The sequence below is a fragment of the Romboutsia sp. 1001216sp1 genome (genome assembly GCF_039841805.1).
GTDB lineage: Bacteria > Bacillota > Clostridia > Peptostreptococcales > Peptostreptococcaceae > Romboutsia_C > Romboutsia_C hominis.
Map to the genome: position 1 here is coordinate 67,167 of NZ_JBDPHA010000006.1, position 18,747 is coordinate 85,913.

At 32.4% G+C, this 18,747-nt stretch carries 15 protein-coding genes; all 15 read right to left on the reverse strand.

What is annotated here, in order from left to right; genetic code table 11:
- Positions 1 to 26: 26 nt before the first annotated feature.
- The gene (acsV, locus tag ABHC41_RS07620) at positions 27 to 1,967 is read right to left on the reverse strand and encodes a corrinoid activation/regeneration protein AcsV (protein ID WP_240294393.1); all 1,941 of its coding nucleotides are present in this window, start codon (positions 1,965 to 1,967) and stop codon (positions 27 to 29) included.
- Between the two features lie 225 nt (positions 1,968 to 2,192).
- A complete protein-coding gene (gene gcvH, locus ABHC41_RS07625) occupies positions 2,193 to 2,567 on the reverse strand; it encodes a glycine cleavage system protein GcvH (RefSeq protein ID WP_092923603.1) in 375 nt (124 codons plus the stop codon).
- A 24-nt stretch (positions 2,568 to 2,591) separates the two neighbouring features.
- Positions 2,592 to 4,718, reverse strand: coding sequence for an acetyl-CoA decarbonylase/synthase complex subunit alpha/beta (gene acsB, locus ABHC41_RS07630; RefSeq protein WP_092923600.1), 2,127 nt, complete (start codon positions 4,716 to 4,718; stop codon positions 2,592 to 2,594).
- Between the two features lie 41 nt (positions 4,719 to 4,759).
- Positions 4,760 to 5,572, reverse strand: coding sequence for a carbon monoxide dehydrogenase/acetyl-CoA synthase methytransferase subunit (gene acsE, locus ABHC41_RS07635; protein ID WP_092923597.1), 813 nt, complete (start codon positions 5,570 to 5,572; stop codon positions 4,760 to 4,762).
- Between the two features lie 126 nt (positions 5,573 to 5,698).
- Positions 5,699 to 7,075, reverse strand: coding sequence for an acetyl-CoA decarbonylase/synthase complex subunit gamma (acsC, locus tag ABHC41_RS07640; protein WP_240275529.1), 1,377 nt, complete (start codon positions 7,073 to 7,075; stop codon positions 5,699 to 5,701).
- Positions 7,076 to 7,103: 28 nt separating this feature from the next.
- Positions 7,104 to 8,048 (reverse strand): acetyl-CoA decarbonylase/synthase complex subunit delta, encoded by a 945-nt coding sequence (gene acsD, locus ABHC41_RS07645; protein WP_271893646.1) that lies wholly within the window; start codon positions 8,046 to 8,048, stop codon positions 7,104 to 7,106.
- A gap of 19 nt (positions 8,049 to 8,067) precedes the next feature.
- Positions 8,068 to 8,838, reverse strand: a complete 771-nt coding sequence (locus ABHC41_RS07650; protein WP_092923588.1) for a carbon monoxide dehydrogenase accessory protein CooC — start codon at positions 8,836 to 8,838, stop codon at positions 8,068 to 8,070.
- A gap of 60 nt (positions 8,839 to 8,898) precedes the next feature.
- A complete protein-coding gene (lpdA, locus tag ABHC41_RS07655) occupies positions 8,899 to 10,290 on the reverse strand; it encodes a dihydrolipoyl dehydrogenase (RefSeq protein ID WP_166506008.1) in 1,392 nt (463 codons plus the stop codon).
- 94 nt (positions 10,291 to 10,384) lie between these two features.
- The gene (locus ABHC41_RS07660) at positions 10,385 to 11,266 is read right to left on the reverse strand and encodes a methylenetetrahydrofolate reductase (RefSeq protein WP_166506009.1); all 882 of its coding nucleotides are present in this window, start codon (positions 11,264 to 11,266) and stop codon (positions 10,385 to 10,387) included.
- 32 nt (positions 11,267 to 11,298) lie between these two features.
- Positions 11,299 to 11,976, reverse strand: a complete 678-nt coding sequence (locus tag ABHC41_RS07665) for a methylenetetrahydrofolate reductase C-terminal domain-containing protein (RefSeq protein WP_092923580.1) — start codon at positions 11,974 to 11,976, stop codon at positions 11,299 to 11,301.
- A gap of 24 nt (positions 11,977 to 12,000) precedes the next feature.
- The gene (locus ABHC41_RS07670; protein ID WP_092923577.1) at positions 12,001 to 12,873 is read right to left on the reverse strand and encodes a bifunctional 5,10-methylenetetrahydrofolate dehydrogenase/5,10-methenyltetrahydrofolate cyclohydrolase; all 873 of its coding nucleotides are present in this window, start codon (positions 12,871 to 12,873) and stop codon (positions 12,001 to 12,003) included.
- 67 nt (positions 12,874 to 12,940) lie between these two features.
- Positions 12,941 to 13,573 carry a cyclodeaminase/cyclohydrolase family protein gene (locus ABHC41_RS07675; RefSeq protein ID WP_092923574.1) on the reverse strand — a complete coding sequence of 211 codons (633 nt, stop codon included), beginning with the start codon at positions 13,571 to 13,573 and terminating at the stop codon, positions 12,941 to 12,943.
- 87 nt (positions 13,574 to 13,660) lie between these two features.
- Positions 13,661 to 15,337, reverse strand: coding sequence for a formate--tetrahydrofolate ligase (locus ABHC41_RS07680; RefSeq protein WP_092923570.1), 1,677 nt, complete (start codon positions 15,335 to 15,337; stop codon positions 13,661 to 13,663).
- 136 nt (positions 15,338 to 15,473) lie between these two features.
- Positions 15,474 to 16,253: a carbon monoxide dehydrogenase accessory protein CooC gene (locus ABHC41_RS07685; RefSeq protein WP_092923567.1), complete on the reverse strand. Its 780-nt coding sequence runs from the start codon at positions 16,251 to 16,253 to the stop codon at positions 15,474 to 15,476.
- Positions 16,254 to 16,468: 215 nt separating this feature from the next.
- Positions 16,469 to 18,391: an anaerobic carbon-monoxide dehydrogenase catalytic subunit gene (gene cooS / locus ABHC41_RS07690; RefSeq protein WP_092923564.1), complete on the reverse strand. Its 1,923-nt coding sequence runs from the start codon at positions 18,389 to 18,391 to the stop codon at positions 16,469 to 16,471.
- Positions 18,392 to 18,747 lie beyond the last annotated feature (356 nt).

Here is an 18,747-nt window from a genome sequence, read left to right on the forward strand (position 1 = left end):
GCAATTGATTTTAATTAATTATATACTTATATTTTCACTTTATCTCCTAACAGTTCTTTAACTGTTGGGAACTGTTCTATGTTAGTGTGTGGTAAGAAACATGCAGATATAAATTCATCCATATATGTTGGATAGACACTTAATTCTACATAAGTCATTTCATTACCTATATCTTGTAGTTTCATTTTAGCATCTTTGCTTACAAGAGCAAGATAAGAACCAACTAATGAACTATTTCCTATATATGCAAACTTTTCTCTTTCTATATCTGGAAGTAATCCTATTAAAATAGAATTTTCTATATTTAAATTATTTCCTATTCCACCAGCTATATATACCTTATCTATAGCACTAAAGTCCATCCCTAAGCTTTCTATTAGTGTTGCAGCTCCAGAATATATTGCACCCTTAGCTCTTATAAAATTATCTATATCCACTTCTGTTACTGTTATATCATTTTCAATACCATACTCTTCTTTAAATGCTAATACGTATTCCCCTATTTCATGTTCATTAAATCTTATTCTGTCATTGTTTAAATCTTTATTTATCTTACCTCTTCTATCTACTACCCCACTAAGTAACATTTGGCATATTAAATCTATTATTCCTGAACCACATATACCAATAGGTTTATCATCTCCAATAATAGATAACTTTGGATATAAAGTTTCTTTATCTATACTAACTTTTTCTATAGCACCATTTGATGCTCTCATTCCACAACTTATACCTCCACCTTCAAATGCAGGACCTGCAGAACAAGCACAGCTCATCATATAATCTTTATTTCCAAATACAATTTCTCCATTAGTTCCTAAATCTATAAATAATATATTTTCTTCACTTGTCCATATTCCCGCTGATAATACCCCTGCTGTAATATCTCCTCCTACATAACTAGCTACTGATGGCGCTAAGAATATATATGCACTGTCATTTACATTTAAACCTATGTCTTTTCCTATTAATTTTGGTGATTTTAAAAATGGAGGTATAAATGGTTCTTGTCTTAAATAATCTGTGTGAACTCCTAAAAATAAACTAGACATAGTTGTATTTCCTGCTATTACAAGGCTTACTACATTATCTTTATCTATATTATTTTTAATATAGATAGATTCTAATAATGGATTTATAGTTTCGTCTATAACAGCATCTCTTAAATGCTTAAGTCCATTTTTCTTTGTTGAGTATATAATTCTATGTATAACATCTGCACCATACTTTATTTGTGCATTACCTGATGATGCCTTATCTATAATCTCTTTTGAATATAAATCTACTAAACATACTACAACTGATGTAGTTCCTATATCTATAGCAACTCCATATAATTGATTTTCATTGTTCCCTGGTTCTATATTTAATATAGTTATTTTATTCTTCTTCTTGACATAAGTTATAGTTACATTAAAATCACTTTCTCTTATAACCTCTGGAACTTTTCTAAGTAACTCTACTGTATAATCTATTTCATCATATCCTAAATTATTTCTAACATATCTCTCTATTCTATCAATATCACATATATTATCATCTATAGTTGGTTTATCTAATTCTATATGTGTTTTTTCTATATTAGTTTTAAAATCAAAATTATTATCTTCTATTATTTTTTTTGCTCTATCAAATATTTCCTGGTCTTTTTTCTTATCGCTACCTTCTATTTTCATACCATGCATAGATGAAGATAATTTTGATGGAACTTCTATTTCTATATCTTCTATTACTTTAGTATTACATGCGAGTATATATCCTTGTTCCCATTCTTCATCTTTTATATGTAGTGTTTTTTCTGTATCTACTTTTCCTTTTAATAGCTTAACCTTACATTTCCCACAAGACACGTTTCCATTACATGGAGCATCTATAAATATTTTATTATTTCTTGCTATTTCTAATAAATTTTCCCCTTTGCTGCATACAACCTCTTTATTGTGCGACTTAAAATTTACTCTAATCATATACCTATCCCCCAATATGTTATATAGTATAATTTTACCCTAATCCAACTTATAAGTACTCAAATTCATAATATTATAAGTATCTTTTGTGTGTAAAATTATAGTACTATCAATTTAAAAACCTATGCCTTAAATTTAATAAAATTTACTACATTTATTTTGTATAAAATCAAAGGAGTACAGATGTTTTAGATTTACTAAATCTTCTGTACTCCTTATTTATAACTACTCAGCTATAGCTTCGTATTTCTCAGCAGTTAATAAGTTTTCTAATTCATCTGCATCAGATATTTTAACTTTTACTATCCATGCATCATATGCATCTTCATTTACATACTCTGGCTCATCATCTAATTTTTCATTTATTTCAACAACTTCACCAGATATAGGAGCTATTAAGTCAGATGCTACTTTTGAAGATTCAACAACACCAAATTCTTCACCTTGAGTTAATTCATCTTCAAGCTCTGGCATTTCAACAAATAATATTTCTCCTAATTGATCTTGAGCGAAATCAGTTATTCCTATATAAGCAAATTCTCCTTCCACTCTAACCCATGTATGTTTATCTGAATATCTTAAACTTGGTATAACTTTCATTTGATTATCCCCCTTATTAGTTGATTACATTACACATTCCATTGCTAAAGCTGGATGACCTTTTTCCTCTAAGAATGCTAATACTCCTTCAGAATCACTAGCTATAGTTTCATCACATATCATATCTGTAAAGTTTTCTATACCTGTTAATTCTTGAACACTAGCATTTAACTTATCTGCTACATATTCTTTTAACTCTTTTGGCATCCAAACTATTCTAGTTGGTCCACCCTCAGCATAAGCAAACTTCTTAGAAGATATAAAGTGTCTTCCGTGACCCATGAATCCTGGAGTTTGAACTCCTCCACCTGTCATAGAAGCTAATTCTCCAAATGTCATACCAACAGGAGTTTCACCAGAGAACTCTCTATTAACTATAACAAATCCATTTGCTTCTGGCATTATACCGCATATACACTCGAAGCATCCGCAAGAAGTCATTGGATCTTCTAATATAGAATATAATGTAACATTTTCAACAGCACCTTGAGATATTTCACATACTGTTTCATTAACTGCTTGCCATATTCCTGTTCTTTCATCTAAGCATTCGCCCTTAACTATTGGTTGGCATGGTCCTGTTGGATCTAGTTCTTTAGTAGCTTTAGCATCTAACCAGCTAACTGCTCCACATAATCCAAGTCTTTCAGGAGTAACAACACAAACGTGTGCAGGTGCAAATGATTGACAAAGGTTACAAGAATAGAATTCCTCAACGCTTTCATCAACTAATGAAGCTAATCTTTCATCTCTAGCATTATATCTATCTATAGCTTCACCCTTCATTTCTGATACTTTTTGTGCATCAGTTACTATAGTTACTTCGCATTTATCAACAACTGATTCAAATTCATCTAGCATCTTAGCATATAAAACTTCTCCTATATGCTCTAATCTGAATCCTTTTTCAAAAGCATCTTTAGATATTCTTACCCAAGACATATCTCTTTGACCAACATGCATTACACCTTCTATATAGTTTAAGAAGTAGTGTAAACGTCTTTCTAAAACTGGTTCGAAATCTTCTTGCATTGCTTTACCAGCTATTTTAACTATAACAGCAAGTGGTAATCTTACAACACCGTCAGACTCTATTTCATCTATATTTGGACCTATAACCTCTATTTTATGGTCTTCAACTTCACTTAATTCTTTTTTAACAACAAGTTCCCAAGCTTCAGTTTTATTTCCACCAAATTCAGCAAACATGTCATTTTTTCTTATTCTTTCACCTTCAAATGCAGCAGCAAAAGATACTGGTATAGGTATTTCAGTTACCTTTATCTTTATTCCTCTAGCTTCTAATGAAGTAGCTACAAACTTATCATAATCTTTTTGAGTTAATAAATTCATTGGAACTTCTAATACTGTTTGATCAGTTATAACTGGGAATCCTAAAGCTATTGCTCCAGCTCCACAAGATACAACTAATTCACTTAATGGTCCAAATGCATTAACAAATGCTGGAACTCTCTTAGCAGTATAATCTAATAATCCTGCTAAATCTCCTGGATTTAATCCTCCAAATATCAATGCTGCTCTTACTGCTACAGATACAACATGGATAACAGAAGTTACATCATATCCTAGAGGGATAACTCTTAGTTCTAGACCCATCTTAACATCAGCTTCTATAGCTTGATCTATTACTTTTCCTACTAAGAAAGTAAGTAATCCTTTAGATTGGTAATTTTTTATAATCTCAGCTGCAGTTTCTGCATCTGGGCATTCTCCAAGTACAACAGCAACCCCTGGTATATCTCCTGTAACTAGAGGTACACCTAATGATCTTATTATAGGGTCAGTTATATGACCCGCACAAGGTTCACTATATGGTGCATCTATTGTAGCATATTTTACAGCTTCTATAACTTCAGCAGATAAAGCTGTAGCTAAACCAGCATTAAGTGCATGCTCTAATAAATGAGTTCTATTTACTAAACCTTCTACTATAGTTAAAGCACCTTCTAAATCACCTAACGTATTCATTTTTTGTCCTGTTGCTGCGTATATACAAGGTAATGAATATGCAGTATCAGGGAATGCTACATTATGTTCTCTTCCATGTTTTTCTATTGCTTCGCTTACAGCGCCTTTAGCAGCAGCCAAAGCTTGTTCTGAACCATTAAAAATAGTATTATATAAATTCACTCTATTTTCCCCCTTTTTAAGCTTCTTATCTCTTTTCTTTATTATGCATTAAATGCAAATCCACCTTCATTAAGCTCTAAATATGAGTCAGCATATAAAGAGGCATTTCTTATTATGTCACAAGATTTTACTGTTCTCATTATTTCTTCGTCACATGGGTTTACTATAGCTGAACTAAATCCATTTGCCATTGCCATTGCAAGCCAAGCACTATCAAGTATTGGTCTAACATGCTTTGGACAACCATTAGATACGTTAGATAATCCACCTGTAGTTAATAATCCCATTTCAGTCATCATTCTTATAGATTCTAAAACGTCCATTTGTTGGTCTTGCATACCTTTTATAACTAAGCATAATGGGTCAAATAACATGTCTTCTGGCTCTAATCCAGCCATTAAACCTCTTTCTAACATTTCTTGACAGTAAGCCATACGCTCATCATTATCCTTTGGTATACCTTCTTTAGCACATAAAGCTATTACTTTAGCTTGGTATTCTCCTGCTAAGTCTATTAAATCTATTCTTCCACCTGCGTCTGCAGAGTTTATTATAGCTTTACCATTTATAGGATTGTAAACTTTAAGACCTGCTTCTATAGCTTTTCTATTAGCAGTGTCTAATGCTAATGGAACATTGTTAAATTCTTTTTGAAGTAATTGAACTCCCCAAGTCATTAACTCTTCTCCATCTCTTTCAGCTGGCCCTATATTAAAATCTATATAGTGAGCTCCTGCTTCTAATTGCTCTTTAGCTCTTTTAAGTATTGGTTCTGGATTTCTTTCTTCTAATGCTTTTCTTATTACTGGTGATATACAGTGTATTCTTTCCCCTATTATCATGAACTTTTCCATAGTAATTATCCCCCTTAATTAGACTCTAAAAGTCTTTTTCGTTAAATTTTATACTAGCCAATTAACTATATACCTCTATTTGAGTATATGTAGTTCATTGACTAGCATTTGTTATTGATTTTAATATTATGCCTTAGCTAAAGCTTCATCTTTCTTAGCTTTGTATTCTTTTAAGAACTTTGGTAATTCCATAGATTCTTCAGGTCCTATAACTACATTCCATCCTGGTAATGCCTCTTCTATATCTCCCTTAAGAACTGCAACCTTACCTGGTATTATTAAATCTCTATTATCAGTAATTTCTGCTACATTAGATTCTTTTATGAAGTTAGCTATAGAACTTCCACTAAACTTACCAGCAGACCAAGCTGTTAATACTGAGTACCCTCCAGCATCTGGGATAGCTAAATGTACAGGAACTTTAGATCTTTCTACATCTCCTGATACTATGAAATAAGTTAAAGCGAAGTCAACAGTAACTATTACTGGAGAATTCTTATCTGGATTATTTATTGGATAAACTTTTGTTTCAACTCTCATTGGTTTTTGTGGGTCAGTGAATATGTTTTGTCTTAGAGCAAATAATGGTAATGCCTTAGAATAGTCTATATCATCTATTACGATTATAGAACCGTATTTAACTGTGAATACAGATGATAAAGCAACTTCCATATTAGGATTTTCTTTAGCTAATTTATTTGCAAATACTATTGATGGGTATCCGAATGTTCTGTCTTGTTCTTTTAATGCTATTCTTCTAACTTGAACAGCATTTGTAAATGTATCTTTTATATTTTCTCCTGTTACATCTAATATTAATTCTCTATATCCTGCAGCTTGTATAGCTTCTACTGTAGAGTACAATTCCTCTAAACTAGATGCTTTAACACCTAAAGCTAACTTATCTCCTTTAACTACATCTATCATAGCTTGATAGTTGTCTTTAGTAGCTCCGTATACTACTGGTTTTTTATCTTTTAATATTTCAACGGCTTCTTTAGCAACTTCAGCATCTTCACATACTAATATGTAAGCTAAATCTAATCCGCTATCTTTAACTCTGTTAACTACCCTTAAGAATCCTTCTTTATTTTCAAAGTATTCTATTAGAGCCATTTCAACTCTCATTTCTTCACCTATTCTTACGTAGTCAACAGCTTTCATGTTAGCAAGTTTTGCATCTACTTGCTCATCAGTCATACATTCACAGAATGCTACTGCAAATCTATTTCTATTTACTAATGTTTTTTCATGTCTAAATAATACAGTTTCTGCTCCTAATTCATATTCAGAATTTCCAGCTCCAACTTTTACACCTCTCATTAATGGTGCAGTTGCTTCTGATAATTTTGCTAATGCCTCATCAGACATATGTGGACACTTTTCTACCTCTACTGCTCCTGATGCAACTTTCATACAGAAAGCCATACAAGTTGGAAATCCACAGTCCTTACAGTTTTTCTTTGGTGTTAATTTGAATATATCTAAAGCTTTTAATGCCATGATTTTTTCCCCCTAACCTTACAATTTATTAAGCTAATGCGCTAACTAATTCTTTTATAGTTTCTACTGACTCTGGATGGCGAAGTATAACTGCATTTGATCCACCAACTAATGCACTTGCAGCAGTTGATATTTCCATTGCTATACCTCTTTTTTCTACACATCCCCAAGCTGGTTCATCTTCAACACTTGCTATAGATTCTTTAACATTCCAAGTTTCTTTTGAAACTGGAGTTATTATTGGCATTTGTAATGTTTTATCATTTTGACCAAATGCAGCAAGTCTGATTCTGTCCATAGTTGATGCAACATACTCATATCCATATCCTACAGCTGATGAACCTATGTTCATAACTATATTTTCAGATTTAACGCCTAATTGTCCTAATAATACGTTTAATTGTTTAGCTAGGTTTATATCAACTGAAGACTCAGCAGACACTTTATGACTATAAGCCATACTAGCCGCAGCCCCTACTGCCTTGTAGTTGTCTTCTGTAGCTGATAAGAATAAACAATTATGCCCATCTACTGCTTGCGCTACTTTTTCAAATAACTTAGCATCCTTTTCATGGTTTCCACATCCAGCTATAACTACTGGTACACTAACAGCCTCAACAACTTTTTTAGCTACCTCAGCGCACTCTTCTGGAGTTTTATCTAATCCATTTGGATCTGCACTTTCAAGCTTTAAGCATATAAAGTCTGCTTTTGTATTTTCTTCTACATGCTTAGCCCACTTAACTGGACAATCACAAACATCTTTATACATTTCTTTAAAAGCATCGCTCCATCCTTCTGGATATATGTCAGTTATTTCTATTCCTATTTTTTGAGTATTTCCACCATTCCCATCGAAGTTATAAAATGGTAGAATATTCTCTCCACCTATTTTTATCGCTTTTTCTCCTGTCCCTATTTCTACTTCTGATATTTTACCAGAATACTTTTGAACAGACATCTTGAATGCCATAGTTTACTCCCCCTTAAGCCTATTTTAATTCTAATTTAGTTACTATATCATTTATAGCAACTTTAGCTTTTGATTCTTTTGGTAATTCTACTAAAGGTATACCATTAGAATCATATTCATATATCATTTCATCCATAGGTACTACACCTATAAGACTTAGATTATGCTTTTCAATTTCCTCTTTTATCCCATCATTTAATATTCCATTTGGAACTTTATTTACAATTAAATATATATCTGAAACACTTAGCTTTAATTCCCTAGCTAAATCTCTTATTCTAGCAACAGCTTGAACACTACGTCTAGAACAATCACTAACTAATAGCAATTTGTCTATGTGCTTAGTAGTTTTTCTACTTAAATGTTCCATTCCAGCTTCGTTATCTATAACTAAATATTCGTAAGAATCTGCTAGTTTGTCTGTTTGCTCTCTTAATATCCCATTAACATAACAATAACAACCTTCACCCTCAGATCTTCCCATTACTATTAAGTCATATCCTTCGCCTTCTGACATACAAGTATTTAATCTATATTGTAAATATTGAGCCTTAGTCATTCCTCCTGGAAAAGCATTACCTTGTTTTTCCCTTTGATTTACTTCTTCTCTTATAGACCCTATCGTATCTTCAACATCTATACCTAATACTTCATTTATGTTAGCATTAGCATCTGCATCTACAACTAATACTGGTCCTTTTTTATTACTTACTAAATTATTAATTAAAAGCCCTGTAAGACTAGTCTTACCAGTTCCACCTTTTCCTGCTACTGCTATGTTATATCCCATACCAAGATTTCCCCCTTTATTTGTCAAAACAGAGCTTTTCCCCTTTACTCTGTTTTTATCTTATGCTTTTGCTAATTTAGGAGCTGCATGAACACATTCTCCATGTACATCATGAAGAGCTTCCATTAACCCTTCTGATAATGTTGGATGTGCATGTATAACATCTCCTACTTGCTCTACTGTTAATCCTAAGTGTACTGCAAGAGATAATTCTGTTAATAGGTCTGTAGCATGAGGACCTACTATAGATGCTCCAACTATTTTGTCTTCTTTATCTGCAAGAACCTTTATAAATCCTTGGAAGTGACCCATAGCTTGAGCTTTACCTAATCCTCTAAATTCAAACTTACCAACATGATATTCTATACCTTGTTCTTCTAATTGTCTTTCTGTTTTTCCAACAGCAGCTAGCTCTGGCTCTGTATATACACATCTTGGAACTGCTGTATAATCAACAGTTTTAGATTTGCCTAAAGCGTTTTCCACAGCTACTATACCCTCTTTAGAAGCAACATGTGCTAAGAATGGTGTATCTATTAAATCACCTATTGCATATATACCTTCTATATTAGTTTGTAAGTTTTCATCTACTACAATCTTACCTCTATTAAGCTCTATACCTATTTCCTCTATTCCAGAACCTTCAAGATTTGGTTTTCTACCTATTGCCATTAAAACATATTGTGTTTTTATCTCTTTTCCATTTGAAAGTGTAGATATAACCCCATCTTCTACAACTTCACATTTCTCTACTCCACTATCTGTTAACACTTTAATTTTATCCTTTTTAAACTGTCTCTGCAACTGTTTTGCTACATCTTTATCCTCAAAAGGTAATATTTGATCTCCTCTTTGGACTATAGTTACTTCAGTTCCTAAAGCTCTTAAGAATTGACCTATTTCACAACCTATAACTCCACCACCAACGATTAACATAGACTCTGGTAATTCTTCAAGTCCTAGTACTTCGTCACTAGTTATAACTCTCTTTTTATCATATGGGAACATTGGTAAAACTACTGGAACAGAACCGTTAGCTAATATTATTTTATCAGCCTTAACTATTTCTGAGCTTCCATCTTCTTTAGTAACTTCTATAGTATTTTTATCTACTAATTTTCCGAATCCATTAACTAAGTTAACTCCTCTTTTTTCAAATAAAAATTCTATCCCACCTATTAATTGGTTTACTATTTTATCTTTTCTTCCCATTATAGCTTTGAAATCTGCATTGATTTCACCATCTATATTTATTCCATAATCTTTAGCTTCTTTTATATTCATTAACATAGAAGAAGATGCTAATAATGCTTTAGTTGGTATACACCCTACATTTAAGCAAGTTCCTCCAACTCTCTTTTTCTCTATTACTGTTACTTCAGCACCAAGCATAGCTGCCTTTATTGCAGCAACGTATCCTCCTGGTCCACCACCTACAACTGCTATTTTCATATTTTTTTCCCCCATTTATATCCGTTAATAAAATCTATTTATACTATGTTACTTAAGTTAGAAAACTTAAGCAACATAGCTATTTATCTATATATTATAAACCTGCAGCATCTAATATAGCTGGAACATTTTCTTCTGCTCCTATAGCCATTATGTGAACACCATCACATAAATCTTCTTCTTTTAATTGTCTTATGAACTCTCCAGCCATCTTTATACCTTCTGATACCCAATTTTCTTTTCCTGCAGCTCTTAATCTTTCTATTTGATCATCTGGAACAAATATACCAGGAACATTAGCAGTCATAAACTTAGCCATTCCTGGAGATTTTAAAGGTACTATACCAGCTAATACCTTACAATCCATATCTCTAGTTAACTTTCTAAACTCTCTCATATGTTCTATATCATATACAGCTTGAGTTTGGAAGAACTTAGCTCCAGCATTTATTTTCTTTTGCATTTTTAATAATTGTACTTCTATTGGAGCATATTCTGGAGTAACAGAAGCTCCTAAGAAAAATTCTGGTGATCCTTTTAATGCGTTACCAACTAAGTCAGTACCCTTCATTAAAGTTTCAGCAGTTTGAAGTATACCAACAGCATCTAAATCAAATACTCCTTTAGCTTGTGGATGATCTCCAACTACTGTATGGTCTCCTGTTAAAGCTAACATATTGTTTATTCCAAATACACCAGCAGATAACATTTCTCCTTGTATTGCTATTCTATTTCTATCTCTACCAGTCATTTGTATTACTGGTTCTAATCCTACATCTTTTAATAATTTACATGTAGCAAGCGAAGTAGTTCTCATAACTGCAGATTGGAAGTCTGTTACATTTGCAGCGTGAACTCTTCCTACTAATGGTTTTGCACACTCTATTAAGTGAGAAAGATCTGTACCTTTTGGTGGTGCCATTTCAGTTGTTACTGCAAACTTCCCACTTTCTAATGTTTCTCTTAATAAGCTCATGAAAAAATCCCCCTTTTAACCTTTTAAACGATCTAAGCCTCAGCTGAAGCTTCTTCTTCTTTTTTCTTTAAGTTTAAGTGTCTTGGATTGTTTTGCTTTGAATAATCCTTCATTGGTCTCATCTCAACCATATTTTCTAATTGATCTAATTCCTTTAACTTTTCATATATCATTATCCAAGCACAATCATTTTCTGGGCTAACTTCGCATTTTCCATTTTTAGCTCCACCACATGCACCATTTATTAATCCCTTAGCACATACAGTTACTGGACATATTCCTCCAGTCCATCCAAGTTCACATTCTCCACAAGCCTTACAAGACTCTTCGAATTCTCCAACTCTCTTTGTTTCCCCGATAAACATAGTGTTATTTGCTGGATATACTGGTAATTTCTTTATATTTTTAACTATGGTTTGAGTTCCATCTCCACAAGCCATAGATAAAACAGCATCAGCTTCTTTTAATTCTTCTTTTAATACTTTTAAATCCTTTTTAGATTTTAAAAGATTACATGCAGGTTCTAGTAAAGTGTATCCTAAAACAGTTTTTCCTTCTGACTCTAAAGCTTCTTTCATTTTTAAAACTTCTTCTTCTCCACCACTTTTACAAGTAGCTGCACATTCATTACATCCAACTATAACAACTTTTTGAGCTTTCTTTAAGAATCCTAAAATTTCTTGCATTGATTTATTTTCAGAAACTATCATCTCTATTCCCCCTAAAAACTTATCTTATTTGTTGTTTTGTAACTTACAAGCTTTAACTACATGCTTAGCAAGTATAGATGTAGTTACAGAACCTACTCCTGCTGGAACTGGAGTTATCATAGATACTTTATCAAGTACTGCGTTAGTATCAACATCTCCACATAAGTTTCCTTCTGCATCTACGTTTATACCAACATCTATAACAACTGCTCCTTCTTTAACGAAATCTTCTTTAACCATTCTCGCTCTACCAACAGCAGCAACTAATACATCAGCTTCAGAAGTTACTTTAGCTAAATCTTTAGTTCTTGAATGGCATATAGTAACTGTTGCATTTTCATTTAATAAAAGCATTGCAGCAGGCTTTCCAACAACCATTGATCTACCTAATACAGCTACCTTAGATCCACTTAATTCAACACCATAGTGCTTTAATATTTCAACTACTGCAGTTGGTGTACATGGAGGGAATCCAGTTTTATCTCCTTCCATAACTTTAGCAGAGTTTATTGGGCTGAAACTATCTACGTCTTTTTCTGGAGATATTATGTACTTTATAGCTTCTTCATCTAATTGCTTTGGAAGAGGTCTAAAGCATAATATACCATTAACATTTTTATCTTCATTTAATCCCTTTAATGTTTTTATGTATTCTTCTTGAGTTACATCTTCTGGTAATTCAACAACTTGAGTTTGTATTCCTATGCTTTCACATCTTTTTAATGCTCCTCTTTCGTAAGCTAAGTCACTTCCATTTGCACCTACCCTTAATATAGCTAACTTAGGATTTATACCCTCTTTAACTAATTCATTAACTTCTTTTATTAAGTTTTCACTTATTTGGTCAGCAACTGGCTTTCCTTTTATTATTTGTCCTTTTGTTATAGTTGTTTCCATGGATCCAATTCCCCCTATTAATTTATATTTATATACTTTATGTAATTCTTGATTTCTATTTAAATAATTACTTACCTAATGCTTTTTCAACTTTAGCGTAAACTTCATCACATATCTTTACGCCTTCTTCAACTAAAGTATCAACTTCATTTTTAACTTTAGCTACATATTCTTCGTCTTTTATTGAATTAATATTTATTACTACATTTAATTGGCCACTAAGTATAGCAGCTCTTAAACATTGTACTCCAACACCTACATCACTTATTGCAAGTCTTGAACCTTTATCTACTAAATCTTCATGTAATTTTATTGCATCAAAGCATACTCTTACTATATTTATTGGAACTTCGCAAGCTACCTTTAAAGCTTTCTCCATTGTTTCTTCTTTTATCTTCTTTTCTTCCTCAGTTGATGTAGGAAGACCGTAAGCTTTTGAAAGAGGTAAGAAGTTTTCTGCATCTTCATCTATCATGCTTAATAATTTCTTTTCTATATCTCCTGCTTTAGCTAAGATTTCTTTTATGCTTTCTTCATATTCAGCATATTTTTTCTTACCTATTGTTAAGTTACAAACCATGCTACCTAAAGCCATTCCTATAGCTCCAACTAGACTAGCTGCTCCTCCTCCTCCAGGTACTGCTGATTTAGAAGCTAAAACTTCTACAAATTCAACACAAGTTTTTTCTGATATTTTCATTTTCTTCCCCCTTGAATCATCTAAGGTTTTTATATGTAATCAGTAGGGTATGACTATAGTCATACTCTACTGTTTCATTCTCCTTTATTAGAATAATCCTGAGATTACTCCATTTTCATCAACATCTATTCTTTCAGCTGCTGGAACTTTTGGAAGTCCTGGCATCTTCATTATCTGCCCAGTTAAAGCAACTATAAATCCAGCACCTGCTGATACTGTTAATTGTCTAACTGTTATTCTAAATCCTGTTGGTCTTCCTAACTTAGTCTGATCATCAGTTAAAGAATATTGAGTTTTAGCCATACATATTGGCATTTTTCCGCATCCTATTTTTTCTAATTTTGCTAATTCTTTTTGAGCTTGTGGAGTAAAATCTACACCATCAGCTCCATATATCTTAGTAGCTATAGCATTTATTTTTTCTTCTATTGATAAATCATCTTCATAGCAGAATTCAAATTCATTTGGCTCGCTAGTTAATCTTATAACTTCTTTAGCTAGCTCAATTCCACCTTCTCCACCTTTTGCCCATACTTGAGATAATGCAACGTTAACACCTAGTTCTTGGCATTTAGCTCTTACTAAGTTAACTTCTGCTTCTGTATCAGTTGGGAATTCATTTATAGCCACTACTGCTGGTAATTTAAATACTTGAGTTATATTTTCAACATGCTTTAATAAGTTTGGAATTCCTCTTTCTAAAGCTTCTAAGTTTTCATTATTTAATTGATCTTTTGGTACTCCACCGTTATATTTTAATGCTCTTACTGTAGCAACTATTATAACAGCATCTGGCTTTAAGTTAGCCATTCTACATTTTATATCTAAGAATTTTTCAGCACCTAAGTCAGCACCAAATCCTCCCTCTGTTACTACATAGTCAGCAAAGTGCATAGCCATTCTTGTAGCTATAACAGAGTTACAACCATGAGCTATATTAGCAAATGGTCCACCATGTACAAATGCAGGTGTTCCTTCTAATGTTTGAACTAAATTTGGCTTTAATGCATCTTTTAATAATGCAGCCATAGCTCCATTAGCTTTTAATTGCTCAGCAGTTACAGGATCTCCATTAAAGTTGTATCCAACTATTATTCTTCCTAATCTAGCTTTTAAATCAACTATATCACTTGCTAAACAGAAAGCAGCCATTACTTCTGAAGCAACTGTTATATCAAATCCATCTTCTCTAGCTACACCATCACCTCTTGATCCTAAACCGTCAACAACATTTCTTAGTTGTCTATCGTTCATATCAACACATCTTCTCCAAGTTATGCTTCTAGAGTCTATTCCTAATTCATTTCCTTGGTGGATGTGATTATCAAGCATAGCAGCTAATAAGTTATTCGCAGCTCCTATTGCATGGAAATCTCCTGTAAAGTGTAAGTTTATATCTTCCATAGGAACAACTTGCGCATATCCTCCACCAGCTGCTCCACCTTTAACACCAAATACAGGTCCTAAAGAAGGCTCTCTTAATGCAACTAATACATTTTCTCCTAATTTAGCTAATCCATCAGCTACACCTATAGTTGTAGTAGTTTTTCCTTCTCCTGCTGGAGTTGGGTTTATAGCTGTAGTTAATATTAATTTAGCTTTTTTCCCACCATTGTCTCTTTTTAATAAGTTGTAATCTACTTTAGCTTTGTATTTACCATATAGTTCTATATCATCTTCTGATAAATTTAATTTTTTAGCTATCTCTCTTATATCTTGTGGCTTAGCTTCTTGTGCTATTTCTATATCTGATTTAAATCCCATTACTCAATCTCCTCCTACAAATTTAATAATTTTATATTTCACTATGTATGTATACCACAAAGTTAATGGTTTTAAATACATATAGTGTTTAACATAATTATTATGACACTTAAAAGTTAGATTTTTGACATTTCAGTTATATATTTTGCAATTTAACTAGATGGTTTTTAATTGCTTTTATCTGATTTTTAGTCTCTTCACTTGTGTCATATGGAGATTTGTTTGATCTATCTGCGTCTATAACATCTTGGTTATAGTATATAAATCCTAATGGTTCCCCATCCTCTAGGTTAGAGATTATGAATTCCTCGTCTTCTTTATTTCTAATTTTATTTCCTACGACAAATACTTTTTTAACTCCTATATCTTGTCCTAGCTTTTTTACTTTTCTATAGGTCTGAAGACTTCTTTCTCCAGGCTCAACAACTACTATAAATGCATCTACACTTTCAGCTGTTCCTCTCCCTAAATGTTCAATACCTGCTTCCATATCCATAACAACTACATCTTTATTTTGTAATATTAAGTGTGAACATAGCCTTTTTAGTAGTACATGTTCTGGACAAACACATCCACTACCACCAGAATCTACTGTTCCTAATGTAAGTAGCCTTACTCCATTATGTTCTTTACATAAATTTTCTGGTATGTCATCTACCTTAGGATTCATTTTAAACATTTTTCCAAATGATCCTACTGATGCAGCAGTCCTATCTGAAACAAGTTTTTTCATTTCTGAGATTGGAACTATTGACTCATAGACTTCTCTTGGAAATCCTAGTGCTAAAGCTAAGTTTGCATCTGGATCAGCATCAACTGCTAGTACTCTATATCCATCTTCTGCAAACATTCTAGATAGCATTGAAGAAAAAGTTGTTTTACCTACTCCGCCCTTACCTGTTATTGCTATTTTCATATTATACCACCTTTTGTCATTAGTTACTTTATTTTTTAATGTTTATTTCTGTTTTTCTTTATTTAAATCTGGTCAATCCCTTTGTATGTCTACATTTATTTAAATTTAATTATTTTTAGTCTTTTATTTATATTAAACGATAAGTAGATATTTGTTATATTTATATCCACTTATCGTTTTTAGACTAATAAATAATTATTACTTATTTTGCATTATTAAGCTTCAACAGTAGCTTCTTCATTCATTTTTTCTTCTACTAATTTTTCAAAATGAACACGTTTCTTTTCTATATCTTGTATTATCATTTGAGCTAATTCTTCAGGATTTTCATTTACCTTGAATGTAGCTCCTACTGAATCTTGTAATGTTTGAGTCAATATCTCAACAGTTTTGTCAGAACCAGCAACTGGAGGCATAATTCCTAAGTATGTATCTATCCCTGATGCTACAACATAAGTACCTATAGCAACAGCTTTTTCTGACATCCATTCTGGTGCTACACCTGCTACTGGAATATCACACATATCCATATCTAAGAACTTAGCAACTTCTGACACTACAGATAATATACGACTACAGTCAACACAAGAACCTAAGTGTATTACTGGAGGTATATCAACTAACTCACAAACTGTTGCAAGCCCCTTACTAGCCATACTTCTAGCTTCTTTAGTTAATAGTCCAAATTTACCAGCAGCTGAAGCACCACAACCTGTAGTAACTACAAGTATATCGTTTTTAATTAATTCTTTCATTATAGTAACATGAGCTTTATTTGAAGTACTTCTTGCATTGTTACATCCAACAACACCAACTACCCCTCTTAATACTCCTGATTTTAAGCAGTCTACTAATGGTTTAACAGTTCCCGCTTGATCTATTTGAGAGTTTACAACTCTATCTAATTGACCTATTATTGCTTGTTCACTGAATCCTACAGTTGTTGAAGATTTTAACTGTGGTATTTCAACTTTTTCTTTATCTCTATTTTTGAAGTTTAGTATAGCTTCTCTTACTATTCTCTTGGCATCATCAAGAGCTGTTTCTTCTGTGAATTCTATATAAGTTGATCCTGCTATTTTTGCCTTTGGAGATGTTGTTATGAATTTAGTGTGATAACATTCTGCGACTTTTGCTAATGCAGGGAATATACATTGAACGTCAACTATCATTGCTTCTACAGCACCTGTTACGATAGCTAACTCTTGTTGGTGGAAGTCTCCTGCAGTTCTTACACCATGTCTCATTGTAACCTCATTACCAGTACAACACATACCAGCTAAGTTTATTCCATCTGCTCCCATTTCTTTAGCTAATGCTACTAATTCTGGATCTTCAGATGCTAAAACTATCATCTCTGATAATGATGGTTCATGTCCATGTAATATTATGTTTACTTTATTATCTTCTAATACTCCTAGATTTGCTTCTGATTGTCTAACTGTTGGTGTTCCGAATAGTATATCACTGAATATAGTTCCTATCATTGATCCACCCCATCCATCTGATAATGAAGTTCTCATTGATAAGTTTATTAAACTATCTATATCAGCTGTACATCCCATATGAGTTGAGTGCATTATTGTGGCTATTTCTCTATCTATAGCTCTTGGTTCTATTGCGTATCTTTTCCATATTTCTTGTCTTTGCTTTGGAGCACGACTTAAGAAGTTTAATACTCCATGTGGTTTACCAAACTCCATTAAAGCTATATCTGCAACTTCATGAGCTATATCATATATATCTCGATCTTCAGTCTCTACTCCCCATTCTTTAGCTAAATTAACTAATTTAACTTCATCTTTTATAGTGTAGTTTCCATCTCTACTAGATAAAGATAATGTATGAGCTATACCCCTTGCATGATCAGAGTGAGCTGCAGTCCCCGCTGCAACCATTCTAGCAAAGTTTCTACCTACTATTACATGCTCATCAGCTCCACATAATCCAAGTGGAGTTTTAGGAGTTATTCTACAAGGTCCAGCTGCACATATTCTACAACAAGTTCCTTGAAGACCAAATCCACATTGAGCCTTCATAGAAAGCTTTCTATCATACATAGTTTCTACACCATCTTTTGCAGCCTTATCTAACATAGCTTGACTGTTCAAATCGATAGTCATCATTTTTTTATCCATATTCCTATCCCCTTTTTCCTTGATTTTTAATCCTAGAGGTGATAAAAAATTATGTCCATTGTAAGACTAAAGTTATTGATTCCCTAATTTGATTATATACTAAATTTTGTTAATTTGGTATTCTTTTAAATATTTTTTTAACAAAATTAGTTTGCTCAATATAAGTTATTTTTTTATATAAAATATACTTCTTATATAAAACTTTATATAAGAAGTATATTTTATATTTTCCAAATATTATTTCTTGAAAATTATATATTAATTTAAAATTTTTATTAATTTAAATCATTTTTATTAATTTAAATCATTTTTATTAATTTAAATCATTTTTATTAATTTAAATCATTTTTGTAAAA

Coding starts and splice junctions, on each gene's coding strand:
- acsV (WP_240294393.1), bottom strand. CDS start 1,967: ATGATTAGAGTAAATTTTAAGTCGCACAATAAAGAGGTTGTATGCAGC.
- gcvH (WP_092923603.1), bottom strand. CDS start 2,567: ATGAAAGTTATACCAAGTTTAAGATATTCAGATAAACATACATGGGTT.
- acsE (WP_092923597.1), bottom strand. CDS start 5,572: ATGGAAAAGTTCATGATAATAGGGGAAAGAATACACTGTATATCACCA.
- acsC (WP_240275529.1), bottom strand. CDS start 7,075: ATGGCATTAAAAGCTTTAGATATATTCAAATTAACACCAAAGAAAAAC.
- acsD (WP_271893646.1), bottom strand. CDS start 8,048: ATGGCATTCAAGATGTCTGTTCAAAAGTATTCTGGTAAAATATCAGAA.
- ABHC41_RS07650 (WP_092923588.1), bottom strand. CDS start 8,838: ATGGGATATAACATAGCAGTAGCAGGAAAAGGTGGAACTGGTAAGACT.
- lpdA (WP_166506008.1), bottom strand. CDS start 10,290: ATGAAAATAGCAGTTGTAGGTGGTGGACCAGGAGGATACGTTGCTGCA.
- ABHC41_RS07660 (WP_166506009.1), bottom strand. CDS start 11,266: ATGAGCTTATTAAGAGAAACATTAGAAAGTGGGAAGTTTGCAGTAACA.
- ABHC41_RS07665 (WP_092923580.1), bottom strand. CDS start 11,976: ATGATAGTTTCTGAAAATAAATCAATGCAAGAAATTTTAGGATTCTTA.
- ABHC41_RS07670 (WP_092923577.1), bottom strand. CDS start 12,873: ATGGAAACAACTATAACAAAAGGACAAATAATAAAAGGAAAGCCAGTT.
- ABHC41_RS07675 (WP_092923574.1), bottom strand. CDS start 13,573: ATGAAAATATCAGAAAAAACTTGTGTTGAATTTGTAGAAGTTTTAGCT.
- ABHC41_RS07680 (WP_092923570.1), bottom strand. CDS start 15,337: ATGGGATTTAAATCAGATATAGAAATAGCACAAGAAGCTAAGCCACAA.
- ABHC41_RS07685 (WP_092923567.1), bottom strand. CDS start 16,253: ATGAAAATAGCAATAACAGGTAAGGGCGGAGTAGGTAAAACAACTTTT.
- cooS (WP_092923564.1), bottom strand. CDS start 18,391: ATGGATAAAAAAATGATGACTATCGATTTGAACAGTCAAGCTATGTTA.